The organism is Duganella sp. AC917 (assembly GCF_979258245.1).
Genome location: NZ_OZ409848.1, coordinates 3,920,892 through 3,947,526, shown reverse-complemented (window position 1 = coordinate 3,947,526; position 26,635 = coordinate 3,920,892). Strand labels below are relative to the sequence as shown.

Annotated in this window: 27 protein-coding genes; 14 read left to right on the top strand and 13 right to left on the bottom strand. The window is 65.3% G+C overall.

Annotated elements, in window-relative coordinates; genetic code table 11:
- Positions 1-3: 3 nt before the first annotated feature.
- Positions 4-2,193 (top strand): aldehyde oxidoreductase molybdenum-binding subunit PaoC, encoded by a 2,190-nt coding sequence (paoC, locus tag ACZ0BA_RS17055; RefSeq protein WP_463452406.1) that lies wholly within the window; start codon positions 4-6, stop codon positions 2,191-2,193.
- 19 nt (positions 2,194-2,212) lie between these two features.
- Here paoC (ACZ0BA_RS17055) and ACZ0BA_RS17050 read toward each other — a convergent pair whose 3' ends face one another.
- The gene (locus ACZ0BA_RS17050; protein WP_463452405.1) at positions 2,213-2,617 is read right to left on the bottom strand and encodes a limonene-1,2-epoxide hydrolase family protein; all 405 of its coding nucleotides are present in this window, start codon (positions 2,615-2,617) and stop codon (positions 2,213-2,215) included.
- 10 nt (positions 2,618-2,627) lie between these two features.
- The gene (locus tag ACZ0BA_RS17045; RefSeq protein WP_463452404.1) at positions 2,628-3,401 is read right to left on the bottom strand and encodes an SDR family NAD(P)-dependent oxidoreductase; all 774 of its coding nucleotides are present in this window, start codon (positions 3,399-3,401) and stop codon (positions 2,628-2,630) included.
- Between the two features lie 111 nt (positions 3,402-3,512).
- Between ACZ0BA_RS17045 and ACZ0BA_RS17040 the strand changes: the two genes are divergently transcribed.
- Positions 3,513-4,469 (top strand): LysR substrate-binding domain-containing protein, encoded by a 957-nt coding sequence (locus ACZ0BA_RS17040; RefSeq protein WP_463452403.1) that lies wholly within the window; start codon positions 3,513-3,515, stop codon positions 4,467-4,469.
- Positions 4,470-4,492: 23 nt separating this feature from the next.
- On the opposite strand, the gene katG is transcribed toward ACZ0BA_RS17040, so the two are convergent.
- Positions 4,493-6,736: a catalase/peroxidase HPI gene (gene katG, locus ACZ0BA_RS17035; protein ID WP_463452402.1), complete on the bottom strand. Its 2,244-nt coding sequence runs from the start codon at positions 6,734-6,736 to the stop codon at positions 4,493-4,495.
- A gap of 224 nt (positions 6,737-6,960) precedes the next feature.
- Here katG and ACZ0BA_RS17030 point away from each other — a divergent pair, with 224 nt between their 5' ends.
- Together ACZ0BA_RS17030 and ACZ0BA_RS17025 are read left to right on the top strand one after the other, a co-directional pair.
- Complete coding sequence (locus ACZ0BA_RS17030; protein ID WP_463452401.1) at positions 6,961-7,449, top strand: (R)-mandelonitrile lyase; 489 nt, start codon at positions 6,961-6,963, stop codon at positions 7,447-7,449.
- A complete protein-coding gene (locus tag ACZ0BA_RS17025) occupies positions 7,427-8,209 on the top strand; it encodes a carboxymuconolactone decarboxylase family protein (RefSeq protein ID WP_463452399.1) in 783 nt (260 codons plus the stop codon). Before ACZ0BA_RS17030 ends, ACZ0BA_RS17025 begins: the two co-directional genes overlap by 23 nt.
- 37 nt (positions 8,210-8,246) lie before the next feature.
- Here ACZ0BA_RS17025 and ACZ0BA_RS17020 read toward each other — a convergent pair whose 3' ends face one another.
- The 4 genes from ACZ0BA_RS17020 to paoA all read right to left on the bottom strand — a co-directional run bounded on the left by ACZ0BA_RS17020 (position 8,247) and on the right by paoA (position 13,258).
- Positions 8,247-9,296, bottom strand: coding sequence for an NAD(P)-dependent alcohol dehydrogenase (locus ACZ0BA_RS17020; protein ID WP_463452398.1), 1,050 nt, complete (start codon positions 9,294-9,296; stop codon positions 8,247-8,249).
- 163 nt (positions 9,297-9,459) lie between these two features.
- Positions 9,460-11,670, bottom strand: a complete 2,211-nt coding sequence (gene paoC / locus ACZ0BA_RS17015; RefSeq protein ID WP_463452397.1) for an aldehyde oxidoreductase molybdenum-binding subunit PaoC — start codon at positions 11,668-11,670, stop codon at positions 9,460-9,462.
- The gene (locus ACZ0BA_RS17010) at positions 11,667-12,626 is read right to left on the bottom strand and encodes an FAD binding domain-containing protein (protein WP_463452396.1); all 960 of its coding nucleotides are present in this window, start codon (positions 12,624-12,626) and stop codon (positions 11,667-11,669) included. Before ACZ0BA_RS17010 ends, paoC (ACZ0BA_RS17015) begins: the two co-directional genes overlap by 4 nt.
- Positions 12,623-13,258 carry an aldehyde dehydrogenase iron-sulfur subunit PaoA gene (paoA, locus tag ACZ0BA_RS17005; RefSeq protein ID WP_463452395.1) on the bottom strand — a complete coding sequence of 212 codons (636 nt, stop codon included), beginning with the start codon at positions 13,256-13,258 and terminating at the stop codon, positions 12,623-12,625. Before paoA ends, ACZ0BA_RS17010 begins: the two co-directional genes overlap by 4 nt.
- 194 nt (positions 13,259-13,452) lie before the next feature.
- Here paoA and ACZ0BA_RS17000 point away from each other — a divergent pair, with 194 nt between their 5' ends.
- Positions 13,453-14,385: an AraC family transcriptional regulator gene (locus ACZ0BA_RS17000; protein ID WP_463452394.1), complete on the top strand. Its 933-nt coding sequence runs from the start codon at positions 13,453-13,455 to the stop codon at positions 14,383-14,385.
- A 15-nt stretch (positions 14,386-14,400) separates the two neighbouring features.
- Here ACZ0BA_RS17000 and ACZ0BA_RS16995 read toward each other — a convergent pair whose 3' ends face one another.
- From ACZ0BA_RS16995 to ACZ0BA_RS16985, 3 genes are all read right to left on the bottom strand, one after another.
- On the bottom strand, positions 14,401-15,102 hold the full coding sequence (locus tag ACZ0BA_RS16995) for a helix-turn-helix transcriptional regulator (protein ID WP_463452393.1): 702 nt from the start codon (positions 15,100-15,102) through the stop codon (positions 14,401-14,403).
- Positions 15,103-15,104: 2 nt separating this feature from the next.
- Positions 15,105-16,037, bottom strand: coding sequence for an NAD(P)-dependent alcohol dehydrogenase (locus ACZ0BA_RS16990; protein ID WP_463452392.1), 933 nt, complete (start codon positions 16,035-16,037; stop codon positions 15,105-15,107).
- 90 nt (positions 16,038-16,127) lie between these two features.
- On the bottom strand, positions 16,128-16,337 hold the full coding sequence (locus ACZ0BA_RS16985; protein WP_463452391.1) for a hypervirulence associated TUDOR domain-containing protein: 210 nt from the start codon (positions 16,335-16,337) through the stop codon (positions 16,128-16,130).
- Positions 16,338-16,465: 128 nt separating this feature from the next.
- On the opposite strand from ACZ0BA_RS16985, the gene ACZ0BA_RS16980 reads away from it, so the two are divergent.
- From ACZ0BA_RS16980 to ACZ0BA_RS16960, 5 genes are all read left to right on the top strand, one after another.
- Positions 16,466-17,074 (top strand): TetR/AcrR family transcriptional regulator, encoded by a 609-nt coding sequence (locus tag ACZ0BA_RS16980; RefSeq protein ID WP_463452390.1) that lies wholly within the window; start codon positions 16,466-16,468, stop codon positions 17,072-17,074.
- Positions 17,075-17,175: 101 nt separating this feature from the next.
- The gene (locus ACZ0BA_RS16975) at positions 17,176-17,856 is read left to right on the top strand and encodes a type 1 glutamine amidotransferase domain-containing protein (protein ID WP_463452389.1); all 681 of its coding nucleotides are present in this window, start codon (positions 17,176-17,178) and stop codon (positions 17,854-17,856) included.
- A gap of 85 nt (positions 17,857-17,941) precedes the next feature.
- Positions 17,942-19,399 carry an NAD-dependent succinate-semialdehyde dehydrogenase gene (locus tag ACZ0BA_RS16970; protein WP_463452388.1) on the top strand — a complete coding sequence of 486 codons (1,458 nt, stop codon included), beginning with the start codon at positions 17,942-17,944 and terminating at the stop codon, positions 19,397-19,399.
- 35 nt (positions 19,400-19,434) lie between these two features.
- The gene (locus ACZ0BA_RS16965; protein WP_463452387.1) at positions 19,435-20,580 is read left to right on the top strand and encodes an alkene reductase; all 1,146 of its coding nucleotides are present in this window, start codon (positions 19,435-19,437) and stop codon (positions 20,578-20,580) included.
- Between the two features lie 8 nt (positions 20,581-20,588).
- Positions 20,589-21,329, top strand: a complete 741-nt coding sequence (locus tag ACZ0BA_RS16960) for an SDR family oxidoreductase (RefSeq protein WP_463452386.1) — start codon at positions 20,589-20,591, stop codon at positions 21,327-21,329.
- A gap of 34 nt (positions 21,330-21,363) precedes the next feature.
- Here ACZ0BA_RS16960 and ACZ0BA_RS16955 read toward each other — a convergent pair whose 3' ends face one another.
- Together ACZ0BA_RS16955 and ACZ0BA_RS16950 are read right to left on the bottom strand one after the other, a co-directional pair.
- Positions 21,364-21,786: a hypothetical protein gene (locus ACZ0BA_RS16955; protein WP_463452385.1), complete on the bottom strand. Its 423-nt coding sequence runs from the start codon at positions 21,784-21,786 to the stop codon at positions 21,364-21,366.
- Entirely contained in the window at positions 21,783-22,802 is a 1,020-nt protein-coding gene (locus ACZ0BA_RS16950) for an NADP-dependent oxidoreductase (protein ID WP_463452384.1), read from the bottom strand. Before ACZ0BA_RS16950 ends, ACZ0BA_RS16955 begins: the two co-directional genes overlap by 4 nt.
- 114 nt (positions 22,803-22,916) lie before the next feature.
- On the opposite strand from ACZ0BA_RS16950, the gene ACZ0BA_RS16945 reads away from it, so the two are divergent.
- From ACZ0BA_RS16945 to ACZ0BA_RS16930, 4 genes are all read left to right on the top strand, one after another.
- Positions 22,917-23,495: a TetR/AcrR family transcriptional regulator gene (locus tag ACZ0BA_RS16945; protein ID WP_463452383.1), complete on the top strand. Its 579-nt coding sequence runs from the start codon at positions 22,917-22,919 to the stop codon at positions 23,493-23,495.
- Between the two features lie 126 nt (positions 23,496-23,621).
- Positions 23,622-24,251 carry a M17 family peptidase N-terminal domain-containing protein gene (locus ACZ0BA_RS16940; protein WP_463452382.1) on the top strand — a complete coding sequence of 210 codons (630 nt, stop codon included), beginning with the start codon at positions 23,622-23,624 and terminating at the stop codon, positions 24,249-24,251.
- A gap of 248 nt (positions 24,252-24,499) precedes the next feature.
- Positions 24,500-25,063 carry a PEP-CTERM sorting domain-containing protein gene (locus tag ACZ0BA_RS16935; protein ID WP_463452381.1) on the top strand — a complete coding sequence of 188 codons (564 nt, stop codon included), beginning with the start codon at positions 24,500-24,502 and terminating at the stop codon, positions 25,061-25,063.
- 82 nt (positions 25,064-25,145) lie between these two features.
- Positions 25,146-26,378: a cyanophycinase gene (locus ACZ0BA_RS16930; RefSeq protein WP_463452379.1), complete on the top strand. Its 1,233-nt coding sequence runs from the start codon at positions 25,146-25,148 to the stop codon at positions 26,376-26,378.
- Here ACZ0BA_RS16930 and ACZ0BA_RS16925 read toward each other — a convergent pair.
- On the bottom strand, positions 26,375-26,572 hold the full coding sequence (locus tag ACZ0BA_RS16925) for a hypothetical protein (RefSeq protein ID WP_463452378.1): 198 nt from the start codon (positions 26,570-26,572) through the stop codon (positions 26,375-26,377). The two genes, ACZ0BA_RS16930 and ACZ0BA_RS16925, sit on opposite strands and share 4 nt — an antisense overlap.
- Between the last annotated feature and the right edge of the window lie 63 nt (positions 26,573-26,635).

The window sequence follows — 26,635 nt, the reverse complement described above, 5'->3', positions numbered from 1 at the left end:
GCCATGAAATTCGATAAAGCCGCCACCACCAATCCGATCGACCAGCTCAAGGTCGTGGGGCGCCCGCTCAACCGCATCGACGGTGCGCTCAAGACCACCGGCGCGGCCACTTATGCATACGAACAGCAAAAAGCGGCGCCGAATGCCGCCTATGGCTGCGTCATCGGCGCCGCCATCGCCAAGGGCCGCATCGAGTCCATGGACCTGGCCGAGGCGCGTCGTGCGCCCGGCGTGATCGCCATCGTCACCGCCGAATCGGCGGGTAAGCTGGGCAAGGGTAAATTCAATACCGCCAAGCTGCTCGGCGGGCCGGAAGTGGATCACTATCACCAGGCCATCGGGCTGGTGGTGGCCGAGAGTTTCGAACAGGCCCGCTCGGCGGCGCAGCTGGTCAAGGTCAGATACGCCGAACAAAAAGGAAAGTACGAGCTGGCCGCCGTCAAGGATGCGGCGACTTTACCCAAGGGCGCTCCGCCGGCCGTCGGCGATTTCGCCGGCGCCTATGCCGACGCACCGGTGCGCCTGGACGCCGAGTACACCACGCCCTGCCACACGCACGCGATGATGGAACCGTATGCGTCGATCGCCGCGTGGAGCGGTGACCAGCTGACCGTGTGGACGTCCAACCAGATGATCGATTGGACGCGCACCGACCTGGCCACCACGCTGGGCATCCCCAAGGAGAAGGTGCGCCTGGTGTCGCCGTTCATCGGCGGCGGCTTTGGTGGCAAATTATTCCTGCGCGCGGACGCGGTACTGGCCGCGCTGGGAGCGCGGGCGGCCAAGCGGCCGGTCAAGGTGGCGCTGAGCCGTCCCTTCATCGCCAACAACACCACCCACCGGGCGTCGACGATCCAGCGCATTCGTATCGGCGCCACGCGCGACGGCGCCATCACGGCGATCGGCCACGAGGCGTGGACCGGCAATCTGCCCGGCGGCAGCCCGGAAGACGCGGTGCAGCAAACGCGCCTGCTGTACGCGGGCGCCAACCGCTTGATCGCCACGCGCCTGGCACTGCTCGACCTGCCCGAGGCCAACGCCATGCGCGCGCCGGGCGAAGCGCCGGGCCTGATGGCGCTGGAAATCGCGATGGACGAAATGGCGGAGAAACTGAAGATGGACCCGGTGCGCTTCCGTATCATCAACGACACCAAGGTCGATCCGGAAAAGAAGGACCGCTACTTCTCGCAGCGCAGCCTTGTCGAATGCCTGCGCACCGGCGCCGAGCGGTTTGGCTGGAAGAACCGCCAGCCGCAGCCCGGCAAAACACGCGACGGGCGCTGGCTGGTCGGCATGGGCGTCGCGGCGGCCTTCCGCAACAATATCCTGATGAAGTCCGGCGCGCGCGTGCGCCTCGACCGTGACGGTCGTGTGACGGTGGAAACCGATATGACCGACATCGGCACCGGCAGCTACACCATCATCGCCCAGACGGCGGCGGAGATGCTGGGCGTGGGCATGGACATGGTGAGCGTGCGCCTTGGCGATTCGGCGTTCCCGGTGTCGGCCGGTTCCGGCGGCCAGTTCGGCGCCAACAGCTCGACGGCCGGTGTGTATGCGGCGTGCGTCAAGCTGCGCGAGGCGGTGCTTCAGCGGCTGGCCCTGGGCGCCGGCGAAGCGGTGTTCGCCGACGGCCAGGTGCGCGTGGGTGCGCGCTTGGCGCCGCTCGCGCGTGCGGCGGCAGGCGGTGAAATCGTCGCCGAGGACAGCATGGAATACGGCGACCTGGCCAAAAAATTCCAGCAATCGACCTTTGGCGCGCATTTCGTCGAGGTGGGTGTGGACGCCGCAACCGGCGAAGTGCGTGTGCGCCGCATGCTGGCCGTGTGCGCGGCGGGCCGCATCCTCAACCCGAAAACAGCGCGCAGCCAGGTGATCGGCGCGATGACGATGGGCGTGGGCTCGGCGCTGATGGAGGAGATGGTGATCGACAAGCGCGCCGGATTCTTCGTCAATCACGACCTGGCCGGCTACGAGGTGCCGGTGCACGCCGACATCCCGAAGCAGGAGGTCATCTTCCTCGACGAGACCGACCCGCTGTCGTCGCCGATGAAGGCCAAGGGCATCGGCGAGCTGGGTCTTTGCGGCGTCGGCGCGGCGATCGCCAACGCCGTCTACAACGCCACCGGCGTGCGGGTGCGCGACTATCCGGTCACGCTCGACAAGCTGCTGGCCGGCCTGCCGCCTGTGTGAACCCCGACCCGTTTCGACGTCAGGCCCCGAGCGCGTGTTTGAGCTGCCGGTCGAAATCGGCGGGGTCGAAATAGTCGCGCCAGACCGTGATCTGGCCGTTTTCGACCGTCACCGTACCCATCACCGGCAAGGTGATGGTACCGCCATTTTTGTGGCGGAAGATGTCGATCCGCTCGTTCAGCACCACGTTGCCGGTCGCCGCGATCAGCGTCACCCGCCAGTCGACCAGAAAGTCGGTGCCGACCCCGAAGCCCTTGTGGAAGGCTTCGACCCCGGCGCGGCCGACGATGTCGGGGAAGGGCACGTTATCGTACAGGACGTCCTCCGACAACATGGCAAGCGCCTCGTCGACGCGGTTGGCGCTCCAATGCGCAAAGAAGGTTTCGGCGATCTGCACCGGGCCGTTGGTGTGGTTGGTGTTCACGTCTTGCTCCTCAGGCGATCTGGCCGCCGTCGACGTTGAGCGTCGCGCCGGTGATGTAGCTGGCGTCCGGGCCGGCCAGGAAGGCGACTGCGGCGGCGATTTCGTCCGGACGGCCATAGCGGCCCAGCGCGGCCATCGTGCGCAGCGTTTCGGCAAAGGCGCCGCTATCCGGGTTCATTTCGGTGTCGATGGCGCCGGGCTGGATCACGTTGACGGTGATGTTGCGGGAACCAAGGTCGCGCGCCCAGCCACGGGTGTAGGCCGCCACCGCCGCCTTCGAGGCGACATAGTCGGCCACGCCGGGGAAGGCGATGCGGTCGGCGCCGGTGGTGCCGATCGAGACCACCCGTCCGCCATCTGCCATCAGCGGCGCTGCGGCCCGCACGGCGGCCGCCACGCCTTTGACGTTGACGTCGATCTGACGGTCGAAGCCCGCCAGGTCGGCTTCCGGATCGCCGACCATGCCGGTGACGAACACGCCGGCCGAATTGACCAGGATGTCGAGCCGGCCGAAATGGGCGTGCGCCTGGCGCACCATCGCCGTCACCTGGTCCGCCTTGGCCTGGTCGGCCTGGATCGCCAGCGCCTGGCCGCCGAGGGCTTCGATTTCTGCCACGACCTGCTTTGCGCGGTCCGGCGAGGCGGCGTAGCTGAAGGCGACTTTGGCGCCGTCGCGCGCAAGGCGTTTGACGATGGCCGCGCCGATGCCGCGCGAACCGCCGGTAACGATGGCGACTTTGCCTTGCAGCGGCTGATGGCTGATGGCGTTGGTGGTGGTGTTCATGATTTTTCCTTTTGAGTGGGATGTCGATGGGTCCACTATGCCCGGCTTATTCCTCTTTGATTAGTGCCGAATAGCTTTAAATATCTTCAAGTATCGGTATAAAATGACGGCATGGAGACTCTCAGCAACCTGGAATGTTTTGTTCGCGCCGCCGAGGCGTCGAGTTTTTCGGAGGCTGCCCGCCGCCTTGGACTGACGCCTGCGGCGGTCAGCCGCAATGTCGCCATGCTGGAAAAGAACCTCGGCGCGCGTCTGTTCCAGCGCTCGACGCGCCGGCTGCACCTGACCGAGGCCGGCGAGCGCCTGCTGGCCGGCATCGGCGCCAATCTCGATGGCCTGCAGACGGCGCTGGCCGACGTCTCGACCGAACAGCATCGGCCCACCGGCATCCTCAAAATCAGCGTGGCCCCCAACTTTGGCGTGGGCTACGTGCTGCCGCTGCTGCCTGGCTTCCTGCAACGCTATCCCGGCGTGCGGCCGGAATGGCACTTCGATAACCGCCAGGTCGATTTGATCGGCGACGGCTACGACGCCGCCATCGGCGGCGGCTTCCAGCTCAATCCCGGCGTGGTCGGGCGCACGCTGGCGCCGGCGCATTTGGTGGCGGTGGCGGCGCCGTCCTGGCTCGCGGGCCGCGCCGTGCCGACGCATCCGCGCGATCTGGCCGGCGCCGATGCGGTGTGCCTGCGCTTCCTGCAAAGTGGCCGCATGCGCGACTGGACCATGCGCAATGGCGAAGGCGAGGAGGCGGGCCTGGATATGCACATGCTGGCGGTGCTGAGCGATCCGCAGGCCGTGTGCGCGGCGGCGGTGATGGGGGTGGGCGTGGCGGTGCTGGCGATGTCGGACGTGCTTGAGGCGCTGCGCCAGGGCGCGTTGGTGCGGCTGCTGCCGGAGTGGTACGTGGATGCGGGCACCATCTCGCTGTACTACCCGAGCCGCGCGCAGCTGCCTGCCAAGACGCGCGTCTTTGTCGATTTTGTGGTGGACTCGTTTGAACGGGAAGGACTGGCGCGTAGATTGTCGGCGGTAGGTGGGGAGCAGGGCGGATTAGCGCGCAGCGCGTAATCCGCCCGATGTGACCTCTCGTATTAGCCGAGACCTGTTCCCAGGTTCATCACCTTGACCCAGGCGGCCACGAAGTCGCCGACCAGCTGCTGCTGCCCATCGGCGCTGCCGTAGACTTCGGCGACGGCGCGCAGTTGCGCGTTCGAGCCGAACACCAGATCGGCGCGGCTGGCCGTCCAGCGCACCGCGCCGGTCTTGCGGTCGCGGCCTTCAAAGACGTCGGTCGCGCGCGAGGTCGGCGCCCACACCGTTCCCATGTCGAGCAGGTTGATGAAGAAGTCGTTGCTCAAGGTGCCGGGACGGGTGGTGAACTCGCCGTGTTTGGCGCCGGCCACGTTGGCGCCCAGCACACGCAAGCCGCCGACGAGGGCCGTCAGTTCCGGCACGGTCAACGTCAGCAACTGCGCGCGGTCGACCAGCATCGCCTCGGCCGGCACCGCGTAGCGCTGCGTTTGATAATTGCGGAAGCCGTCGGCGAACGGCTCCATCGGCTCGAACGATTCGGCGTCGGTCTGCTCCTGCGTGGCGTCGGTGCGGCCCGGCGTGAATGGCACGGTCACCACGTTGCCCGCCTGTTTGGCGGCCTGCTCGATCGCTGCCGCACCGCCAAGCACGATCAAATCGGCCAGCGACACGCGCTTGGCGCCGGCGTTGAACGTGGTCCGGATGCCTTCCAGCGCCGCCAGCACCCGGGCCAGTTGCGCCGGCTGGTTGACCGCCCAGTCCTTCTGCGGCGCCAGACGCACGCGCGCGCCGTTCGAGCCGCCGCGCAGGTCCGAGCCGCGATAGGTCGATGCCGATGCCCATGCCGCCGACACCAGTTCCGATACCGTCAGGCCCGAGGCCAAAATCTGCGCCTTGAGCGCGGCGATGTCCTGGGCGTCGATCAGCGGATGGTCGACCGCCGGCACCGGGTCCTGCCAGATGAAGTCTTCGGCCGGCACGTCCGGACCGAGGTAGCGTGCTTTCGGTCCCATGTCGCGGTGGGTCAGCTTGAACCAGGCGCGCGCGAAGGCGTCGGCGAATTCGGCCGGATTGGCCAGGAAGCGGCGCGAGATCTTTTCGTACGCCGGATCGAAGCGCAGCGACAGGTCGGTCGTCAGCATCGTCGGCAGCAGTTTTTTCGACGGGTCGTGCGCGTGCGGGATGGTCGCCTCGGCGCCCTTGGCAACCCACTGGTGGGCGCCGGCGGGGCTCTTGGTCAGCTCCCATTCGAAGCCGAACAGGTGCTCGAAGAAGTCGTTGCTCCACTGCGCCGGCGTCTTGGTCCACGTCACTTCCAGGCCGCTGGTGATGGTGTCGCCGGCGTTACCGGTGCCGAACTTGTTGTGCCAGCCGAAGCCCTGGGCGGCGATGTCCGCGCCTTCCGGCTCGGCGCCGACGTTGTCGGCCGGCGCCGCGCCGTGCGTCTTGCCGAAGCTATGGCCGCCGGCGATCAGGGCCACGGTTTCCTCGTCGTTCATCGCCATGCGGGCGAAGGTGTCGCGGATGTCGCGCGCCGCCAGCAGCGGATCGGGATTGCCGTCCGGGCCTTCGGGATTGACGTAGATCAGGCCCATTTGCACGGCGGCCAGCGGGTTCTCCAGATTGCGGCTGTGGACATCGCCGTCGGCGTCGTCGTCGGTCACCAGCACGCCGCCGGCCTTGGCCACGCCGTCGCTGCCGTGGGCGTAGCGTACGTCGCCGGCCAGCCAGGTGGTTTCACGGCCCCAGTAGACGTCCTGGTCCGGTTCCCACGTGTCGACCCGGCCGCCGCCGAAACCGAGCGTCTTGAAGCCCATGGTTTCAAGCGCGACGTTGCCGGTCAAAATCATCAGGTCGGCCCACGAGATCTTGCGGCCGTATTTTTGCTTGACCGGCCAGATCAGGCGGCGTGCCTTGTCCAGGCTGACGTTGTCGGGCCAGCTGTTGAGCGGAGCGAAACGTTGCTGTCCACGGCGCGCGCCGCCGCGGCCGTCGCCGATGCGGTAGGTGCCGGCGCTGTGCCATGCCATGCGGATGAACAGGCCGCCGTAGTGGCCGAAGTCGGCCGGCCACCAGTCCTGCGAGTCGGTCATCAGCGCGGCCAGGTCCTGCTTGACGGCGGCCAGGTCGAGGCTGTTGAATTCCTTGGCGTAGTCGAAGTTCGCGCCCATCGGGTCGGACTTGGTCGAGTGCTGCAGCAGCAGGTCCAGACGCAATTGATCGGGCCACCAGTCGGCGTTGGCGGTGCCGGCGCCGGTGGCCTGGCTGAACGGACATTTTGCTGCGTGATTCTCGTTGCTCATACGGGGATTCCTCATCGGTTAGGGGATGGCCACGTCATCATAGTCCCGTTCGGATGAGATTGCTTGAAAGATCGAAACATTGGCGGGACAACTACCCATTCGGGAGGGATTTATGCGTCGCGCTACTAGGTGTAAGCGAAGTTGACCGGTAGTCGCACAATTCAGCCGTCTGTATATTGATCGTTGCAAGACTCACCAAGTACTGACAGGAAGAGAGTAATCAGATGAATAGAAATGTCCCATTCGGTATGACACTGCTGTTGGCGGGCGCGCTTGCCGTGGCGGCCGAGCCGCAGCCGCACGCTGCGCCGGCCCAAACCATCACCGCCGCCGGCTCGGTGCCTTCGTCGGCCGGTCCGGCCGATTATTTCACCGGCCGTGTGCGCGTCGATACGCTGACGCCGGCCAACGACAACATCAACGCGTCGAGCGCCTATGTGACGTTCGAGCCGGGCGCGCGTTCCGCCTGGCACACGCATCCGCAGGGGCAGTACCTGATCGTCACCGCCGGCAACGGCTTGACGCAGCAATGGGGCAAGCCGGTGCAGCCGCTGCGCACGGGCGACGTCGTCTGGTGTCCGCCGGGCGTCAAGCACTGGCATGGCGCCACGCCGACCAGCGCGCTGACGCACATCGCGTTGACCGGCACCCTGGACGGGAAAAACGTCCAGTGGCTCGAGAAGGTCAGCGATGCGCAATACGCCTCCCGTTAAACCCCGGCGCAGCGCCGGTCCGCGCGCCGCCTTGCTGGCCGCGGCGCTTTGCGCGCTGACGACAATCATCCCGGGCGCCGGCGCCGCCAACCCGATCAAGGAGAAACCATCCGTGAATAACGAAGCAGCCCTTTCCGCCAAACAGCAGGCGATCGGCCCCATCGCCGCCTTTGCCGCGACCGGCGACATGCCCAAGCTGCACGCTGCGCTCGACCAGGGGCTCGATGCCGGATTAAGCGTCGGCGACTGCAAGGAAATCCTCGTGCAGCTGTACGCGTATGCCGGCTTCCCGCGCAGCCTGAACGCGCTGAACGAATTGATGCGGGTGCTGGCGCAGCGCGAGCAACGTGGCATCGTCGACAAGCCGGGCAGCGACAGCGGACCGGTTCCGGCCGGCGCCGAGCTGCTCGCTGCGGGCACGGCGAACCAGACCAAGCTGGTGGGCGCGCCGGTCTCCGGGCCGCTGTTCGACTTCGCCCCGGCCATCGACCGCTATCTGAAAACCCATCTGTTTGGCGATATCTTCGCCCGCACCAACCTCGATTGGCAAAGCCGCGAGCTGGCGACCGTGGCGGCGCTGGCGGCCATGACAGGCGTCGAGCCGCAGCTGCAATCGCATGTGGCGATCAGCATGAACGTGGGGATCGGGGAGCGTCAGCTGCGCCAGTTCATCGAGACCTTGGCAATGCGCGTCAATGCCGAAGCCGCCGACCGCGCGCGGGCCGCGCTGGATAAGCAGTTGGCGGCGGCGAGGCCTTGACCGTTCCGCATCAGCCTCGCTGCCTGCCGCCTGAATCTTATCGCGCCAGCGTGGCGCTATCGATCACGAAGCGGTAGCGCACGTCGCCCTTGAGCATGCGCTCGTAAGCGTCGTTGATCTGGTCGGCGCGCACCAGCTCGATGTCGGCAACGATGCCGTGCTTGGCGCAGAAGTCCAGCATCTCCTGGGTTTCCGGGATACCGCCGATCATCGAGCCGGCGATCGCGCGGCGCTTCATGATCAGGTTGAACACGTTGGGCGACGGATGCGGCGTCGCCGGCGCGCCCACCAGGGTCATGGTGCCGTCGCGCTTGAGCAGCACCAAAAACGCGTCGAGGTCGTGCGGCGCCGCCACCGTGTTCAGGATGAAATCGAAGCTCTTGGCGTGGGCAGCCATCTCGTCGGCATTTTTCGACACGACCACTTCGTCCGCGCCCAGCTGCAGTGCGGCCTCGCGCTTGGCGTCGGACGTGGTGAAGGCCACCACGTGGGCACCCATCGCGTGGGCCAGCTTGATGCCCATGTGACCGAGGCCGCCGATGCCGACCACGCCGACTTTTTTGCCGGGACCGGCGTTCCAATGGCGCAGCGGCGAATAGGTGGTGATGCCGGCGCACAGCAGCGGCGCCACGGCGGCCAGTTGTTCCTCCGGATGGCGCACCTTGAGCACATAGCGCTCGTGCACGACGATCTTTTCCGAGTAGCCGCCCAGGGTCCAACCCGGCGCGTCCGGCGTCGGGGAGTTGTAGGTGCCGACCATGCCGTCGCAATAGTTTTCCAGGCCGTCCTCGCACTCGGCGCAATGCTGGCAGCTGTCGACCAGGCAGCCGACGCCGACCAGGTCGCCGACCTTGTGGTTGTTGACGTGTGCGCCGACCGCCGATACTCGGCCGACGATTTCGTGGCCGGGTACGCACGGGAACTGGGTGCCGGCCCATTCGGAGCGCACTTGGTGCAGGTCCGAATGGCAGATGCCGCAGAAGGCGATGTCGATGAGGACGTCGTGGGCGCCCGGTGCGCGGCGGGTGATGGCCAGCGATTCGAGCGGCTTGTCGGCGGCGTGGGCGCCGTAGGCTTGTACTTGCATGATGGGAACTCCTTGGTGCGGTTGAACAGACAGACATTTTGCCAGCCCGGGCGGCTTATCGTTAGCCTGTTTGGACGGTTTTCTTGCCCGATTCTGCCGCGCTGGCGCTGTTGACAGGCAAGGCGGGGCGGCGAGCCAGCATAACCCTCGCAACAGCCGGGTTTTATGCCAGCCTGGCTAATCCCCCGATCAATTTGTCCAGCGTGATCGGATACTCCCGCACCCGTATCCCGGTGGCGTTGTACACCGCGTTGGCGATCGCCGCCGCCACGCCGCTGATGCCCAGCTCACCCACGCCTTTTGCCTTCAGCGGCCCGGCGGTGGCGTCGGCTTCGTCGAGGAAAATCGCGTCCAGATGCGGGATGTCGGCATGCACGGGCACTTCGTACCCCGCCAGGTCATGGTTGACGAAATAGCCTACCCGCTTGTCGATCACCATGTCCTCCATCAGCGCCGCGCCCGCGCCCATCGTCATGCCGCCGATGATCTGGCTGCGCGCCGTCTTCGGATTGATGATGCGTCCCGCCGCGCACACGGCCAGCATGCGGCGGATGCGGATCTCGCCGGTAAAGGCGTCCACCGCCACCTCGACGAAGTGCGCACCGAAGGTTTGCTGCGCGTAGCGCTTGGCCAGGTCGCCGTATTCCATCTTGTCTTCCCCCACTAGCTCGCGCTCGCGCGCCGCCGACCCCAGCGGTACGCCGCGCCCGCCCCAGGTGACCTGGCCTTGCGCGAACGTGGCGTCGGCCACGTTGAAGCCGAGCTGCCTGGCCACCGCTTCCCGCAGCCGCACGCAGGCGGCGTAGACGCCGGCCGTCGACGACGCCGCGCCCCACTGGCCGCCCGAGCCGGCGGACTCCGGAAAGCGCGAGTCGCCCAGGCGCACCACGACGTGATCGAGCGTCACGCCCATCATCTCTGCGGCGGTCTGCGCGATGATGGTGTAGCTGCCGGTGCCGATGTCGGTCATGTCGGTTTCCACCGTCACCACACCGCGCTTGTCCAGCCGCACGCGCGCGCCGGACGTCATGACCGGCGCGCCCCGGATGGCCGCGGCGACGCCGAAGCCGGTCAGCCAGCGGCCTTCGCGCCGGCTGGCGGGACGCGTGGGACGCCGGCTCCAGCCGAAGCGCTCGGCCCCGGTGTGCAGGCAGGCGATCAGTTGCCGCTGCGAGAAGGGACGTTTAGGGTCTTCCGGATCGACTTGCGTATCGTTGCGGACCCTGAATGCGATCGGGTCGATGTTGAGCTTTTCCGCCATTTCATCCATGGCTATTTCCAGCGCCATCATGCCCGGCGCCTCGCCTGGCGCGCGCATGGCGCTGCCTTCGGCCAGATCGAGTTGCGCCAGCTTCAGTTGCGTCATGCGGTTGGCGCCCGCGTACAGCAATCGGGTGGGCGCGGTGGCTGCCTCCGGACGGCCGCCGGCGATGTTGCCCGACCAGCTCTCGTGGCCGATGGCGACGATGTCGCCCGCCGCCGTGGCGCCGATGCGGATGCGCTGTATCGTCGCCGGCCGGTGGGTGACGTTGTTGAACATGAGAGGACGCTGCAACGCCACCTTGACGGGACGCCTGGCGGCGCGCGCGCCCAGCGCGGCCAGCACCGCGTCGCACAGGATCGTGCCCTTGCCACCGAAGCCGCCGCCGATGTACGGCGACACCAGGCGCACGTTTTCCTGCGCGATGCCCAAGGTCTTGGCCAGGTCGCGCCGGCCCCAGTTGACCTGCTGGATCGCGGTCCACAATGTCAGCTGGTCGCCGTCCCACGCGGCGATGGTGGCGTGCGGTTCCATCATCGCGTGGGCCTGGTCCGGGGTGGAGTAGGTGGCATCTATCTTGACCGCCGCGCCGGCGTAGGCACCAGCGAAATCACCGATGGCGGTGTGCGCCGGCGGCATGAACTTGCCCGCTTTGGGCGGCTGCGCCTTTTCGCGCGCCGCCTCCAGGTCGAACGCGCCGGGACTGCGCGTATAGCGGACGTTGATCAGGCCCGCCGCCGCGCGCGCCTGCTCGAAGCTCTCCGCCACCACCAGCGCGACCGCCTGGTGGTAATGGTCGACGGTGGGACCGGCCAGCGCGTGGTCGGCATAAAACTCACCCCGGTCAAGCTTGCCGGCGTTGGCAGCGGTGACCACCGCCAGCACGCCCGGCGCGGCTTCGGCACGGGTGATGTCCATGCTGTCGATGCGGCCCTTGGCGATGGCGGCGCCCAGCACGTAGCCGTAGGCCGCGCCCGGCGCCGCCGTGTTCTGTTCATACGCGTAGGTGGCCGTGCCGGTGACCTTGAGCAGTCCCTCGACGCGGTCGACCGGTTTGCCGACCACGCGCAGCTGGTCGATCGGATTGGTGGTGGCGGGTTTATCGAATTTCATGACTGGGCCTTTGCGCCATCGGCGATGATGGATTGCAGCGTGCGTTCGGCCAAAGCGACCTTGAACGCGTTCTCTTTTGTGGGGGCGGCGTCCGCCAGCAGATTCGCGATGACGGCTCGGGCGCCTTGGGGCAGGGCGGCATCGCCGGCCGCGCTGCGCCAGGGCTGATGCGCGACGCCGCCCAGCGCCACGCGGCCGCTGCCGTCCGGCTGGACTATCGCCGCCACCGATACCAGCGCGAACGCGTAGGAGGCGCGGTCGCGCACTTTTTGATAATAGTGACGTCCGCCGGCCGGCGCCGGCAGCTCGACCGCCGTGATCAGTTCCCCCGGCGCCAAGGCGTTCTCCAGATGGGGCGTGGCGCCCGGCGGCCGGTAGAAGTCGGCGATGGGAATCCGGCGGCCGGCGCCATCGGCCCGCACCGTCTCGACGACGGCGTCGAGCGCGCGCATGCCGACCGCCATGTCGCCGGGATAGGTGGCGATGCAGGCGTCGCTGACACCGACCACCGCCAGCTGCCGGCTGTAGCCGCCGATGGCCGAGCAACCGCTGCCCGGCTGGCGCTTGTTGCACGCTTGGTTGGTATCGTAAAAGTAGGGGCAACGGGTGCGCTGCAGCAGGTTCCCGGCGGTGGTGGCCTTGTTGCGCAGTTGCGCCGAGGCGCCCGCCAACAGCGCGCGCGACAGCACGGCGTAGTCGCGCCGCACCGCCGCATCGGCCGCCAGGTCCGTGTTGCGCACCAGCGCGCCGATGCGCAGCCCGCCGCCGGCCACCGGCTCGATCTTGTCGAGGCCGATGCCGTTGACGTCGATCAAATGGGTTGGCGTTTCAATTTCCAGCTTCATCAGGTCGAGCAGGTTGGTGCCGCCGGCGATGAAGCGGGCGCCCGGGTGGCGCGCCGCCGCTTCGGCCGCCTCGGCGGGAGTGCGTGCGCGCTGATAGGTGAACGCTCTCATGACTTGCCCTCCGCCACGTCGCTGATCGCTTCGATGATGTTGGAGTAGGCGCCGCAGCGGCAAATATTGCCGCTCATACGCTCGCGCAGTTCGTCCGCCGTGACGATGGGAACGGCCGTCAGGCTGGGGCTGGCATGGCTGGGCACGCCGCGCTTGATCTCGTCCAGGGCGCCGACGGCGGAGCAGATCTGGCCCGGTGTACAGTAGCCGCATTGGAAGCCGTCATGCTTGACGAAGGCCGCCTGCATCGGATGTAGTTTGGCCGGCGTGCCCAGACCCTCGATGGTGGTGACGCGGTCACCGTCATGCATCACCGCCAGGGTCAGGCAGGAGTTCACGCGGCGGCCGTTGATCAGCACCGTGCAGGCGCCGCATTGGCCGTGGTCGCATCCTTTCTTGGTGCCGGTCAGGTGCAGATGCTCGCGCAGGGCGTCGAGCAGGGTGACGCGCGTGTCGAGTTCCAACTGGCGTTGCTTGCCGTTCACTTCGATGGTGGTCCTGGTCGTCGGCTGGGCCTTGGCGGTTACCGCGGCGCCTTGCGCGCTGGCCGGCATCATGGTTGCGGCCATGGCCGTCGAACTGGAGACCAGAAACGTGCGTCGTGTTACGTCGGGGCCATGAAGGCTTTTCATTCGCATACTCCGGTGGTCGGTGGCGGAAAAGCGATCGGGCGTGCTTGACCGATCGCGCAGACCAGTGTGACGGTTCAACAAACTCAACGGTATCCCGTTCCTCTAGATTGATTGCCTGATACTCTGGTCGGGCATGTTCCGCTAGCCAATTGCCACCCACACTCGGTATCATCAACGAGAACAGGAGGATCATTTTGTTATCTGCCCCATTCGTGGAAAAACCGGTCGACGGGCTGTGCGACGAACTGGCGCGCAAGTGCGCGCTGCTCGCATCGTCCATGGAAAATCCGACGATCATTCCGCAGCTGACCCTTTACCGCCACACGGTGGCGACGCAGCCACTGCCGGTCACCTATACCCCCAGCATCGCATTGGTGGTGCAGGGACGAAAGCATGTGCATTTGGGATCGAACACATTCATCTACGATCGCTCGCGGTTCCTGCTGACGTCGATTGAACTGCCGGTCACCAGCCAGGTGATCGAGGCCAGCAAGGCGGTGCCCTACATGTGCCTGCGCCTGGCGCTGGACATGCGGCTGGTGTGCGAGGTGTTGGCGAGCATCGAGCCCGTCGAGACTGTCGAGGCCGGCTCCGGTGGCAATTCGCCGGGGATGGAAACTGGTGAGGCGACCGTCGACATCGTCGGCGCCTTCGGCAGGCTGGTTGACGCGCTCGACACGCCGCGCGACGCGCCTTTCCTGAGCGAGCTGCTGCAGCGGGAAATCATTTACCGTGTGTTGCAAAGCACGGCGGGCGGGCGGCTGCGCGCGATCGCCACGAACGGCGATCACAGCCACCGGACCGCCAAGGCGGTGGCATGGGTCCGCGCCAACTTCACCAAGGCTTTGCGGGTGGAAAAGCTGGCGGCGGTGGCCGGCATGGGGGTGTCGACCTTGCACCATCACTTCCGCCGGCTGACAACGATGAGTCCGCTGCAGTACCAGAAGCAGTTGCGCCTGCAGGAGGCGCGCCGGCGCATGCTGATCGACGGCCTGGACGCCGCCAGCGCCGCCTTCGAGGTCGGCTACGAAAGCGCGAGCCAGTTCAATCGCGAGTACAGCCGCGTGTTCGGGCAGTCGCCGATGCGCGATGTGCGCGCGCTGCGCGAGCAGGGCGCCGCGCTCTAAGCGCGGCCGGCGCCGTCATGCGCAATCGGCGCGCGCGCAATGGCGCTTGGCCAGCATATGCCACCCCTTGACCAGTTGCCGGCGGTTGCCGGCGTAGCGCTGGTCCAGGAATTCCGCCTGCAGCACGCGCGCGGTGTGGAACATGTGGAAGTCGCCCAACGACTCGCACCACGCGGCGATGTAGCGTTGGGTGTCGATGAAACCGAGGATGATCGGCCAGATGACGCGGGTCGACGCGTTGCCGTCCTCGTCGGCGTAGCTAACGCGCATTGTGCGCTGCTCGCGGATCGCAGCGCGCACGCGCGCCAGGTCGAGGCCGGCCGGATTGTCGGGTTGGCGGCTGATATATAAGGTGTTGTCGTTCAGTGCGTGCCGCATCTCGGGCGGCAGCACCGCGTCGATCTTGGATAGCGCGTTGTGCACCGCGTCCGCCAGGCCGGCGTCCGTCTGGCGGCTGACCCACAGGGCGCCGGCCACCAGCGCCTGGATCTCCTCGGCCGTGAATGACAGTGGCGGCAACAGAAATCCCGGCCGCATGATGTAGCCGACGCCGGCTTCGCCCTCGATGTCGGCCCCCATGCCTTGCAGGGTCACGATGTCGCGCCGCAAGGTGCGCAGCGAGACGCCCACCTCGCGCGCCAGCACCGCGCCGGCCACCGTGCCGCGATGGCGGCGCAGAACCTGCATGAGGTCGAACAGTCTTTCGCTTCGGGACACTTTTACTCCATGTTGACGAGACATTTGCCGCCGGCTTTCAGGCCGGCCTCAAGCTGCGTGACCAGCTCCACCGCCGCGTCCAGCGGCACGACGCGGCCGATCGGCAGCCGGAATTTCCCCGCCGTGGCGGCGCGCGCCAGCTGGTCAAGCGTCTCAGCCCTTACCGCGCCGACCACGGGCTTGAGGCGGCGGTTGAATAGTGCGCGCAGAAACTTGCCCGGCGTCGGGTGCAGGTCGAGGAAGGCGCCTTTCCTGTTGAGCAGGCCCATGGCTTGGTCGACGGTCATTTTCTCGGCCGTGTCGATGACGACATCATAGCGCTGCTTGATCGCCGACAGGTCGACGGTGCGATAATCGTAGACGGTGTGCACACCCAGCGCGCGCATGCGCGCGATGTCCGCCGCGCTACAGCTGCCATCCACCGAGGCGCCATGCATGTGCGCCACCTGTACCGTGGCCTCGCCCACCGCGCCGGCGCAGCCGTTGATGAACACGCGCTGGCCTGCCGCCAGCCCGGCCTTGTCGATCAAACAGCCCCAGGCTGTGATGCCCGGTGTACCGAGACAGGCTGCGTCCTCGAAGGACACGCCGTCGGGTTTTTTCGCCACGAACGTTTCCCTGGTGATAAGCGCCTGGCCCAGCGCGCCGCTTTCCTTGAAGCGGGCCAGACCGAAGACGGCGTCGCCGAGCTGCAAGCGCACCACCCCTGGACCGACGGCGACTACGGTGCCCGAAAAGTCGGTCCCCATGGCGCGCGGAAAGGTGTTACCTGTCATTATCTTCATCACGCCTTGGCGCAGTTTCCAGTCGATAGGGTTGATCGCGGCAAAATGGACCCGGACCGCCACTTCGTTCTCGCGCGGCGTGCCCAGATCGAAGGTTTCAAGCCGCATCAGTTCCGGACCGCCATACTGGTGATACTGAATTCGTTTCATGCTGGTTCCCTGATATTGTGTGGAGAGAACCAGTGTAGAACGCCATGGTGCCAGATTATGGCACCATGTTCGGCCGTTGCCGGTAAGACTTTAGATCTTTTTCAGCGCGTCGGCCTTGTGTGCCGCCTCGGCGCCGGTCTTGTCGCTGACGACCAGATATTCGGGATGCGCCGTCGACGCCGCCACCTCGTGCCCCTTGATATGGGTGGGGGACGTCAGCCTTTTCTTGACCTTGCCATGTACGACGCCCTGGGGCGAGTTCCACTGTACTCTGTCGCCCGCCTTGAATTGGTCCGTCATAGCGCCTCCCGGTGTGAACATGCGCCGATTTGATCATGAATCGCTGTCCGACCGCGTCCAGTACAACTGGCGACCATATATTTAAAAAAAATATAGACGACTGGTCTAGTTGTGCTATAGTGACGTCCATGGGCACCACAACTACCTCCGACAACGTCGATGTTCGCGGGAACATCCTAGCCACCGGCCAGCGCATCATGGCGGGCAAGGGTTTTTCGGCCGTCGGCCTGAACGAGATCCTGGCCACGGCCGGCGTGCCCAAGGGTTCCTTCTACCATTACTTCGGCTCGAAGGACGCGTTCGGCGAGGCGATGCTGGAAGCCTACTTCCAGGATTACCTTGCCGACATGGACGCGACACTGGGCCAGTCGGGCCTGACGATGGCGCAGCGCCTGATGAATTATTGGCAGGCGTGGCAATCCTCGCAGTCGTTCTACGATTGCCAGGGCAAGTGCCTGGCGGTCAAGCTCGGCGCCGAGGTGGCCGATTTGTCCGAAGCGATGCGCTTGTCGCTGAAACGCGGCACGGCGGGCATCGTTGGCAGGCTGGCGGGCGCCATCGAGGCCGGGGTGGCCGAAGGATCGCTCGCCATCGACGGTGAAGTTGAGGATACGGCGCACAGCCTGTACCAGCTGTGGCTGGGCGCCAGCATCATGGTGAAGATCGTGCGGGATACCACCCCGTTCGCGTCGGCGCTGCGGACCACCCGGCAGATTTTGCATTTACCCCAGGCTTGATTGGGGCGTACCAAGGCATTTCATTTGAAATGCTTTTTTTTACCGGCTAACTAGACGACTAGTCTACTAACAATTCAACGTAACGACACAGGAGAAACAACATGAAAAAAGTTCTGATGGTACTGACCTCGCACAGCGAACTGGGCAACACCGGCCGCAAAACCGGTTTCTGGCTGGAAGAATTAGCCGCGCCGTACTACACCTTCAAGGATGCCGGCGTTGAAGTCGTGCTGGCATCGCCGCTGGGCGGCCAGCCGCCGCTCGATCCGAAAAGCAACGAGCCGTCGTTCCAGACCGACCTGACGCGCCGCTTCGAAACCGACGCCGCCGCGACCGCGCAACTGGCCGCCACCGTGCGCCTCGATAGCGTCGAGCAGGCCGATTTCGACACGGTGTTTTACCCTGGCGGCCACGGCCCGCTGTGGGACCTGGCCGAAGACCAGCATTCGATCCAGCTGATCGAATCGTTCATCGCCGCCGACAAGCCGGTGGCGCTGGTGTGCCACGCACCGGGCGTGTTGCGTCACGTCAAGGCCTCGTCGGGCCGTCCGCTGGTCGAAGGCAAGCAGGTTACCGGCTTCACCAACACCGAAGAGGAAGGCGTCGGCCTGACCAACGTCGTGCCGTTCCTGGTGGAAGACCAGCTCAAGGCATTGGGCGGCGTCTACTCCAAGGGTGAAGACTGGGGCTCGTATGTGGTCAGCGATGGCTTGCTGATCACCGGCCAGAACCCGGCCTCGTCGGCCGCCACCGCTGCCGCCTTGCTCAAGCGCATCTCCTGATCGCCGCCGCATGACGGCGCCATGCCGCGCCGACGCAATCCGCGCCGGCACGGCGACGAATTCTCGAACATAGAAAGGTAATGCCATGCTGGAACATATCAAGTCCTCGGGTTGGCTGCGTGAGACCAATTTCATCGACGGCGCCTGGGTCGCGGCCGAAGATGGCCGCCTCCATGGCGTCAACGATCCCGCCACCGGTGCGGCGCTCGGATCGATCGCTTGGTCGGGCGCGGCGGAAACGCGGCGCGCCATCGACGCGGCGCACGCGGCGTTCGCGTCATGGTCGATGACCACTGCCAACGAAAGGGCCGATGTGCTCCAGAAGATGGCCGCCACTGTGCGCGCCAATCTGGATGATCTGGCCAGCATGCTGACCCTGGAGCAGGGCAAGCCGCTGGCCGAGGCGCGCGCCGAAATCAAGCTTGGCGCCGACTATATTCAGTGGTTCGCCGAACAGGCGCGCCGCATCAACGGCGAGATCATCCCGTCGCCATGGCAGGGCCGCCAGATTCTGGTGACGCGCGAACCGGTCGGCGTGGTCGGCGCCATCTCGCCGTGGAATTTTCCTTTCTCGATGCTGGCGCGTAAAGTCGCGCCGGCCCTCGCCGCCGGCTGCACCATCGTCGTCAAGCCGTCCGAGCTGACCCCGTATTGCGGCCTGCTGTGGGGCGTGCTGGCCGAGGCGGCCGGGGTGCCGGCCGGCGTGGTCAACGTCGTTACCGGCGATGCGGCGGCCATCGGCGGCGCGCTGGTGGCCGATGCGCGGGTGCGCAAGCTGACCTTCACCGGGTCGACCAAAATCGGCAAACTGTTATACGAGCAATCGGCCGCGACGATGAAAAAGCTGTCGCTCGAGTTGGGCGGCAACGCGCCGTTTATCGTCTTCGACGACGCCGACATCGACCGCGCGGTGGACGGCGCCATCGCCGCCAAGTTCCGCAACAGCGGGCAGACCTGCATCTGCGTCAACCGCTTCTATGTGCAGGACGGCGTCTACGACGAATTCGCGCGCCGTCTGACCGAACGCGTCGCCGCCCTCAAGGTCGGCAACGGCTTCAGCGCCGACGTGCAGCAGGGACCGCTGATCAATGTGGCGGCGGTCGAAAAGGTCGAGGCGCATATTGCCGACGCCCAGGCCAAAGGCGGACGTATCCTGTTCGGCGGCCGCCGCCACGCGCTCGGCGGCACCTTCTTCGAACCGACCGTGATTGCCGACGCCAGCGCTGACATGCTGATCGCGCACGAAGAAACGTTCGGCCCGGTGGCCGCGCTGTTCCGCTTCACGCATGAGCAGGAAGCGATCGACGCCGCCAACGCCGCTCCGTTCGGCCTAGCCGCCTATTTCTACAGTCAGAACCTGTCGCGCGTATTCCGCCTGTCGCGGGCACTGGAAAGTGGCATGGTCGGCGTCAACGAGGGCCTGGTGACCACCGAGGTGGCGCCCTTCGGCGGCGTCAAGGACAGCGGCATCGGCCGCGAAGGCGCCACCCAGGGCATCGACGAATACCTGAACCTCAAATATGTCAGCCTCGGCGGCCTGTAACGGCGCCCAGGAACACCATGCAAACAAGGCACACAATGAATAACAAAAAAATCCTCGAACCCGTCACATTGGGAGGCCACCAGCTGGCCAACCGCATCGTGCTGCCGCCGCTGACGCGCCAGCGCGCCGCGCAACCCGGCGACCTGCCCACCGAACTGATGGCGCGCTACTACCGCCAGCGTGCCGGCGCCGGTTTCATGGTCAGCGAAGGCACGCAGATCGAGCCGCGCGGCCAGGGCTACGCCTGGACGCCGGGCATCTATAGCAAGGCGCAGATCGCCGGCTGGCGCAAGGTGACCGAAGCGGTCCATGCGGACGGCGGCGTGATCTTCGCGCAGCTGTGGCACGTCGGACGCGTCTCGCACACGGCGTTGCAACCGGGCGGCGCCGCGCCCATCGCGCCGTCGGCCCTGCCGGCGCTGAACGCCAAAGCCTTCATCGAAACCGGTCCGGGCGCCGGCATCCTGGTGGCGCCTTCGACACCACGCGCATTGAGCGTGGCCGAGATCGCGGAGCTGGTCGGCTTGTACGCCCAGGCGGCGCGCAATGCGCTGGAGGCGGGCTTCGACGGTGTCGAGATCCACGCCGCCAACGGCTACCTGGTAAACCAGTTCATATCAAGCCATGCCAACACGCGCACCGACGAATACGGCGGCTCGCTGGAAAACCGCTTGCGCTTCCTGCGCGAAGTGGTCGACGCCGTCGCCGCCGTGGTGGGACCGGAACGCATGGGCGTGCGCTTCACGCCACTGTTCACCAGCACCGACGAGGACCGCGTCTACATCGGTTTCGTCGAAGACGATCCGTATGCGACCTATATCGAGGCGGTCAAGGTGCTGGAGCTAGCCGGCGTCGCCTACCTGTCGATTGCCGAGGCGGACTGGGAGAACGCGCCCGATCTGCCCGAGGCATTCCGGCGCGACGTGCGCAGCGTATTCAGCGGCCGCATCGTCTACGCCGGCCGCTACACGGCGGAGCGCGGCGAGCGCTTGCTGGCCAGCGGCCTGGCCGACCTGATCGCATTCGGCCGGCCGTTCATCGCCAACCCGGATTTGCCGGCGCGGATCGCCAACGACTGGCCACTCAACGCGGTCGATCCGGCCACCATGTACGGCGGCGCGGAGCAGGGCTACACGGACTACCCGCCATTTAGCGCAACAAATACCATCACCACGAACTAGGACTCATCATGAACGACAATATCGCAAACAAAGTAGTACTGATCACCGGCGGCAGCACCGGCATCGGCGCCGAAGTGGCGCGCCTGCTGGCCAGCCGTGGCGCCAAGGTGGCCATCGCGGCGCGCCGCAAGGACAAGCTGGACGAAGTCGTCGCCGGCATCGAAGCGAACGGCGGCACCGCCAAAGCCTACAGCCTGGACGTCACCGACAAGAAACAGGTGGAGGCCGTGGTGGCCGCCGCCGTCGCCGATTTCGGCAAGCTCGACGTGTTGATCAACAACGCCGGATTGATGCCGATCCGCCCCATGTCCGAGGTCAACACCGACGAGTGGGATGCGATGATCGACGTCAACCTCAAGGGCACCTTGTACGGTATTGCCGCCGTGCTGCCGCGCTTCCTCGCGCAGCAGAGCGGCCACATCATCAACCTCAGCTCGGTGGCAGGCATCAAGGTCTTCGCGCCCGGCGGCACGGTGTATTCGGGCACCAAGTTCGCCGTCTCGGCGATCACCGAAGGCTTGCGGCAGGAAGTGGGCGACCAGATCCGCGTGACGTCGATCGCGCCGGGCGCCGTCGACAGCGACCTGAAACACAGCACCTCGGGCACGGCGGCGGAAACCGTGATGGACTTCTACAAGCAGGCCATTCCCGCCGCGTCGGTGGCGCGCGCGGTGGCCTTCGCTATCGAGCAGCCGGCCGATGTCGACATCAACGAGATCGTGCTGCGGCCGACGCGGCAAGTGTTTTAACGCGCCGGCCTCTGGCCTCTGTGGTCCGCCGTGGCTAGGCGGTCCGGTCGACGATCCGGTCGTGCACAGCGGCGAACCACTGCCCCAAACCGGCAAGGTCGCCGTGGATGTTCAGTTGGCCATTACTTTGCAGCTTGGCCAATGCCGCAGTGAAGCGCGGGTCGGCGCCAGGCAAGGTGTTCAGTTCGCGCGAGGCGGCGCGCGTCACTTCGATCGTGATGTCCGCCTGTTCGTCCGGTCCGATGCCGGTCCGGAACGATGGCGCACCGTTGACGACGTCGAAACGCAGTCCCGCCGCCTGTCCCGGCACCTGTCCCGCGACCTTGTCGGCGCCGTCGGTCAAGCGCTCCAGCAGACTGATGTTGAAGTCGTCGGGCAGCGCCGCCCGGCGGGCCGCGTCCACCATCAGCGTCCCGACCATATCGAACCACGCGGTGGTTCCATGCTCGATCCTCATGGGGTTGCCACCGTCAGCACAATCTTGCCCCGAAGGTGACCACGGGCCGCGCGTTCATGTGCGGCGCGCGCGTCCGCCAGCGGGAAGGTGCTGTCGATGGCCACGCGTATCGTCCCGGCATCGAGCAAGGCGGCCAGCTCGGCCAGTTGCGCCCCGCTGGAGCGCACTTGCGTGGTGGAGACGGTGAAGCCGGCCTTGGCCGCCTCGTCGGCGCCCGTGAAGCCCAATGGATAAACCGGAAACAGTGCGCCGCCTTGTTTGAGCGTGCGCAGGAAGCGGCCGGTGGCAGGGCCGCCGACCGTGTCGAGCACCACGTCGACGTCTTGCGCCGTGTCTTCGGGCCGGGCTTTTGCGTAGTCGATGAACCGGTCGGCGCCCAGCCCGCGCAGGAAAGCTTCATGGGCGCCCGACGCCACCGCGATCACGTGCGCGCCCTTCCATTTGGCCAGTTGCACGGCGAAGTGGCCAACGCCGCCGGCTGCCCCGTTGACCAGCACGGTCTTACCCTCGATTGGCACCGGGACATGGCGCCGCGCCTGCAGTGGATTCGGATGATCGTGTCCCAACGCGATCAGGAACTGCCATGCCGTCAGCAGCGCCATCGGCGCGGCGGCGGCGCTGATGTGGTCGATGCCGGCGGGCTTGCGCGCCAGATCCGACGCCGGCGCGGCGACGTATTGGGCATACGCGGCGCTGTCGCCGAAACTCGGAAAGCGCACCATGCCGAACACCTCGTCGCCGATGGCGAAAGCCGTGACGTCGGGAGCGACGGCTGCCACCACACCCGAAATATCCGAACCCGGGATCGCCGGCAACGCCACCGGCGGCTGCCAGTCCGGCGGCAACGTCCTGTAGCCGTCGCGCAGGTACCAGTCCGGCGGATTGATGCCGGCCGCATGGACGCGGACCAGCACTTCGCCCGTCTTCAGTTCGGGGACCGGGGCGTCTTCGTAGCGAAGTACTTCAGGGCCGCCGAACGCGTGCAGCCGAATCGCTTTCATCTTGTTAATTGACATGACTGACTCCTTGGTCAAGAATAGGGACTATGACCGGAACGGTGCTCCCTATATTCGGAGCGTCGCTCCGTTTGCGTTCAATGTATGGAGCATCGCTCCGCTTGTCAAGTAATCATGCGCGCTGACGCCCAAAAAAATTACGATCACCTGCTTGAAGTCGCCCGGGAAGTTGTCGGCGAGCAAGGGGCCGACGCCTCGATGCGCGATATCGCCCGCCGCGCGGGAGTCGGCATCGGTACGCTTTACCGGCATTTCCCCACGCGCGAAGCGCTGTTGGCCGCGCTGCTGGGGAAAATCTTCGACCGGCTGACGGTGAGGGCGCAAGAGCTCGATTCCTCCGGCGACCCCGGCGCCGCGCTGGTGGCCTGGCTGCGAGAGATTGTCGCGATCGCCCATGACCATCGTGGCGTGATCGCGTCGATGACCGCGGCCATCGACGATCCGGAGTCGGCGCTGCACGCTTCGTGCGTGACGATGAAAGCCTCCGGCACCCGCCTGCTGGTGCGCGCGCAGGCCGACGGCGCGGCGCGGGCGGACATCGACGGCGCCGACCTGTTCGCGCTGGTCGGCGCGCTCGGATGGATCAACGATCAGCCGTCGTTGGTCTCGCGTGCCGATCATTTGTTCCACCTGATCGCCAGTGCGATCCTGGTGCCGGGCGAACGCTCGGCGGCGGCGCCGTCAGCGCCCTGAACCGCTTCAGCGGGACGCGGACCCGGGCCGGACTTCGAGCGCGGCCGGGGGCTCCCTGCCTTTTGGCGGTGTCGGCCGGCGCATCCCGGCGGTAAGATCGGCCTTTATCGATATCGAGAGCCCGCCATGACCGCCGCCGACCACGCCGCACTTTCCGCCCCCGCACGCTTTTCGATCGGCACCACCGATGGCGTCGTCTTCGACGTCGTCGCCTGGGGACCGGCGCACGCCGATGTCGACTTCAGCGTGGCATGCATGTTCGAGCACGAGGTCGACGGCGCCGCCATCGCCGGCGGGCTGCTGGCCTTGGACCAGTCGCTCGGCGGACACCTGACCCGCATGCGCGCCGACGGCGTGTTCCGCGCGCAGCCGATGGAGACCATGCTGATCGCTTCACCGCCGCCGGGCATGGCGCCGCGCGCGATACTGGTGATCGGACTCGGCGATCCAAGCACACTCGACCAGGACCGGCTGCGGCAGGCGACGCGCGTTGCCATGCGCGAAGCCATCCGCCACGGCGTCCGTTCGATGGCGTTCGCGCCCAGTGTGCTCGACGGCGGCCACGCCGACAACGGCGCGCTCGACATGCCGGCGGTAATGCTGGATGGCATGCTCAGCGCATTGCGCGCCGAACTGACGTTGGCGTCCGAGGGCTTGGCGCCGCCTCCGGCATTGCGCCATTGCATCTTCGATGTCGGCGCCGCGCGCGTGGTGGAAGCGGCAAAAGCGTTCGCCATCGCCTTCTCCCAGCGTTAGCCCCGATGCGGCCCGGCGCAGACGGCGCGACAGCTGTGTCGGCCGCATCGCCCTGAGACCGCCAGACTCAATTCATTTTTATCGCTATCAGGGTAATACCCATAGTTTTTTTATATCCCTGACTTGGGAGCACAAATTTAGTTATACAATTGCTACGCGTTGCGTAATGGCTGATTTCTTGAATGCTCGATGCCGCTGTATTTTGACGGCTCGCCGGGTTTCGTCGTATTTATTTACGGAAAAATATCATGACAAAGTTAAATTATGCGCGACGCCTCGTGGCTTTTCTTATCGTTGCCACGGCAATGACCTTTGGCATGGCGCAAGCAAATGAATTACGGGTAGACACGGCAGGCATCCTCGATAACGACGAACGAGGTGCCGCGGGCAATGTGGTTCTGGACTTCTACGTTGGGTCCGGCGCTTCTATTACCAGTCTGCTGTGGGATGTCAACGTCACGAGTTATGTCGGGAGCTACCTGTCCGAGATGCAAATCACCTTTAGCGATTCATTAGGCAAAGGGGTGACTTTTACGCCCGGCTATGGCGATGATTTTGATGGCACCGCAAATTACGCCGGCTTTCAGAATCTGGGCGACGTAGGGCAGATTTTTGCAGTGGGTGCGGATGGAATTTTGCGCCTTGAATTCCATGATGGTTTCAAGGATCTTGCGTTTGACGAGCCCGAGGGTATATGGAATAGCGGTACGCTGGTCCTGGGTATTTCCCCCGTGCCTGAACCACCCGCCTTTGCGATGCTGCTGGGCGGCTTGCTGCTGGTCTCCGCCGTTATCAAACGCCGTCGCTGTTAGCACCCGGTATTTTCAAAGCTCCAGAATATAGTTATTCCGAAAGAATGGCCGATTCCTAAACGATCGTTACCGGAGTGCGACAATGTTGACACGTTTTTTCCAGCAGTTCACCCGACTCTTTTCACGTCGCGTTGGGATAATGCTCGCGATGGCATCGGTTTTTTTTGCAGGTCCTGTGTATGCGGAAGCCACGTTTGAGCCTGCGCAACCCATCCCACTCTATTCGTATTTCGCAACGGGTAATGTTAATGCTGTAGTGACAGCACCGTCGGCCCTTCCGACGCCGTCATTCGTCCTGATGGGTGGCGGCCCCGATGTCGATACCGCCTTTCGATGGTTGATCCAACGGGCCGGCATCAGACCAGGCACGGGAGGGCGATTTGTGATAATCCGGGCAACCGGAACCGAGGCTTATAACCCTTACGTATTTTATAGCGACGAGTCGTTGTCGACCGCCGCCACCATCGCCGACGCGTGGGTGGGCGGCGCCTCCCTGGGACTGACATCCGTGGAGACGCTGGTCATTCCAAGTGTGAAAGCGGCGAATAGTCAGGTCGTCAATGCCATCCTGTCAAAGGCCAATGTCGTGTTTATCGCGGGTGGCGACCAAAGTCATTACATCCGTTTTTGGAAAGGCACGGCGCTCGAACAGACTTTGAACGCATTGATGAAGAAAAACGTCCCTGTCGGTGGTACCAGCGCCGGCTTATCCGTACTGGGACAGTTCGACTATTCGGCGCTATATAAGTCGGCCACTTCGGAGTTGTCGATGCTCGATCCTTACTATAAGGATATCACCTTCGACCCCAATCCCTTAAGTCTGCAAGGCGGCTTTATCGCACCACCAGCATTGGCAAATATGATCTTCGATTCGCATTTCGACAGTCGCGATCGCATGGGGCGCTTCATTGCCTTTATTTCGAGAATAGTGGCACCGACGACAAAGCCTGGCGGCACCTTCGGATGCGTTGGCGGCGTGCTTGGCGCATCCTCCAGCGGCAATATGACGGCGCGCGGTATAGGCATCGGCGTCGAGACCGCATTGCTGGTGCAAGGAAATGGCAGCGGGAATCCGGTGACCGCCAAACGGGTCACCAACCCCACGACAACCACCGAAAGTGCCGTGTATTTTGTTCGTCCCTCTGTCCCGCCAAGTGTATGCAAGCCCAAAACACCTTTGACCATCCCCAATGTCGAAGTCAAAAAGCTGGCGGATTCAAATAGCGTCTTCAACATTACGGAGTGGACAGGCGTGCCACTGTATAAACATATGGACGTCACCTCCGGCACCTTGCTTCCCGCAGACTGGTACTAAGGGCGCGCTGATTGATTGCCCTCCCCGTTGCGGGTTGATTGCAGCGTCGCTTGTTGCTGCAGGATCGCTTCTCTGACGGTGTGTTGCGTGTGCCCGATGTGCCGGCGCAACATGCCGACCGACCGCCCGGCGCCGTCCGGTCGCCAGCAGCCGCGCGTGCGCATGGATAAAAAGTAGTATGTGATGATCGTCATGGTAAGTGAATTCATTCAATCAGCAGCCAGATAAGCGACGGCTTTTTTTTAACGATTAATATG

Excerpts from the sequence above, each read along its gene's own strand:
- paoC (WP_463452406.1), top strand. The coding sequence starts at position 4 with ATGAAATTCGATAAAGCCGCCACCACCAATCCGATCGACCAGCTCAAG.
- ACZ0BA_RS17045 (WP_463452404.1), bottom strand. The coding sequence starts at position 3,401 with ATGAACACCACCACCAACGCCATCAGCCATCAGCCGCTGCAAGGCAAA.
- ACZ0BA_RS17040 (WP_463452403.1), top strand. The coding sequence starts at position 3,513 with ATGGAGACTCTCAGCAACCTGGAATGTTTTGTTCGCGCCGCCGAGGCG.
- katG (WP_463452402.1), bottom strand. The coding sequence starts at position 6,736 with ATGAGCAACGAGAATCACGCAGCAAAATGTCCGTTCAGCCAGGCCACC.
- ACZ0BA_RS17030 (WP_463452401.1), top strand. The coding sequence starts at position 6,961 with ATGAATAGAAATGTCCCATTCGGTATGACACTGCTGTTGGCGGGCGCG.
- ACZ0BA_RS17025 (WP_463452399.1), top strand. The coding sequence starts at position 7,427 with ATGCGCAATACGCCTCCCGTTAAACCCCGGCGCAGCGCCGGTCCGCGC.
- ACZ0BA_RS17020 (WP_463452398.1), bottom strand. The coding sequence starts at position 9,296 with ATGCAAGTACAAGCCTACGGCGCCCACGCCGCCGACAAGCCGCTCGAA.
- paoC (WP_463452397.1), bottom strand. The coding sequence starts at position 11,670 with ATGAAATTCGATAAACCCGCCACCACCAATCCGATCGACCAGCTGCGC.
- ACZ0BA_RS17010 (WP_463452396.1), bottom strand. The coding sequence starts at position 12,626 with ATGAGAGCGTTCACCTATCAGCGCGCACGCACTCCCGCCGAGGCGGCC.
- paoA (WP_463452395.1), bottom strand. The coding sequence starts at position 13,258 with ATGAAAAGCCTTCATGGCCCCGACGTAACACGACGCACGTTTCTGGTC.
- ACZ0BA_RS16990 (WP_463452392.1), bottom strand. The coding sequence starts at position 16,037 with ATGAAACGAATTCAGTATCACCAGTATGGCGGTCCGGAACTGATGCGG.
- ACZ0BA_RS16985 (WP_463452391.1), bottom strand. The coding sequence starts at position 16,337 with ATGACGGACCAATTCAAGGCGGGCGACAGAGTACAGTGGAACTCGCCC.
- ACZ0BA_RS16980 (WP_463452390.1), top strand. The coding sequence starts at position 16,466 with ATGGGCACCACAACTACCTCCGACAACGTCGATGTTCGCGGGAACATC.
- ACZ0BA_RS16975 (WP_463452389.1), top strand. The coding sequence starts at position 17,176 with ATGAAAAAAGTTCTGATGGTACTGACCTCGCACAGCGAACTGGGCAAC.
- ACZ0BA_RS16970 (WP_463452388.1), top strand. The coding sequence starts at position 17,942 with ATGCTGGAACATATCAAGTCCTCGGGTTGGCTGCGTGAGACCAATTTC.
- ACZ0BA_RS16965 (WP_463452387.1), top strand. The coding sequence starts at position 19,435 with ATGAATAACAAAAAAATCCTCGAACCCGTCACATTGGGAGGCCACCAG.
- ACZ0BA_RS16960 (WP_463452386.1), top strand. The coding sequence starts at position 20,589 with ATGAACGACAATATCGCAAACAAAGTAGTACTGATCACCGGCGGCAGC.
- ACZ0BA_RS16955 (WP_463452385.1), bottom strand. The coding sequence starts at position 21,786 with ATGAGGATCGAGCATGGAACCACCGCGTGGTTCGATATGGTCGGGACG.
- ACZ0BA_RS16950 (WP_463452384.1), bottom strand. The coding sequence starts at position 22,802 with ATGTCAATTAACAAGATGAAAGCGATTCGGCTGCACGCGTTCGGCGGC.
- ACZ0BA_RS16945 (WP_463452383.1), top strand. The coding sequence starts at position 22,917 with ATGCGCGCTGACGCCCAAAAAAATTACGATCACCTGCTTGAAGTCGCC.
- ACZ0BA_RS16940 (WP_463452382.1), top strand. The coding sequence starts at position 23,622 with ATGACCGCCGCCGACCACGCCGCACTTTCCGCCCCCGCACGCTTTTCG.
- ACZ0BA_RS16935 (WP_463452381.1), top strand. The coding sequence starts at position 24,500 with ATGACAAAGTTAAATTATGCGCGACGCCTCGTGGCTTTTCTTATCGTT.
- ACZ0BA_RS16930 (WP_463452379.1), top strand. The coding sequence starts at position 25,146 with ATGTTGACACGTTTTTTCCAGCAGTTCACCCGACTCTTTTCACGTCGC.
- ACZ0BA_RS16925 (WP_463452378.1), bottom strand. The coding sequence starts at position 26,572 with ATGACGATCATCACATACTACTTTTTATCCATGCGCACGCGCGGCTGC.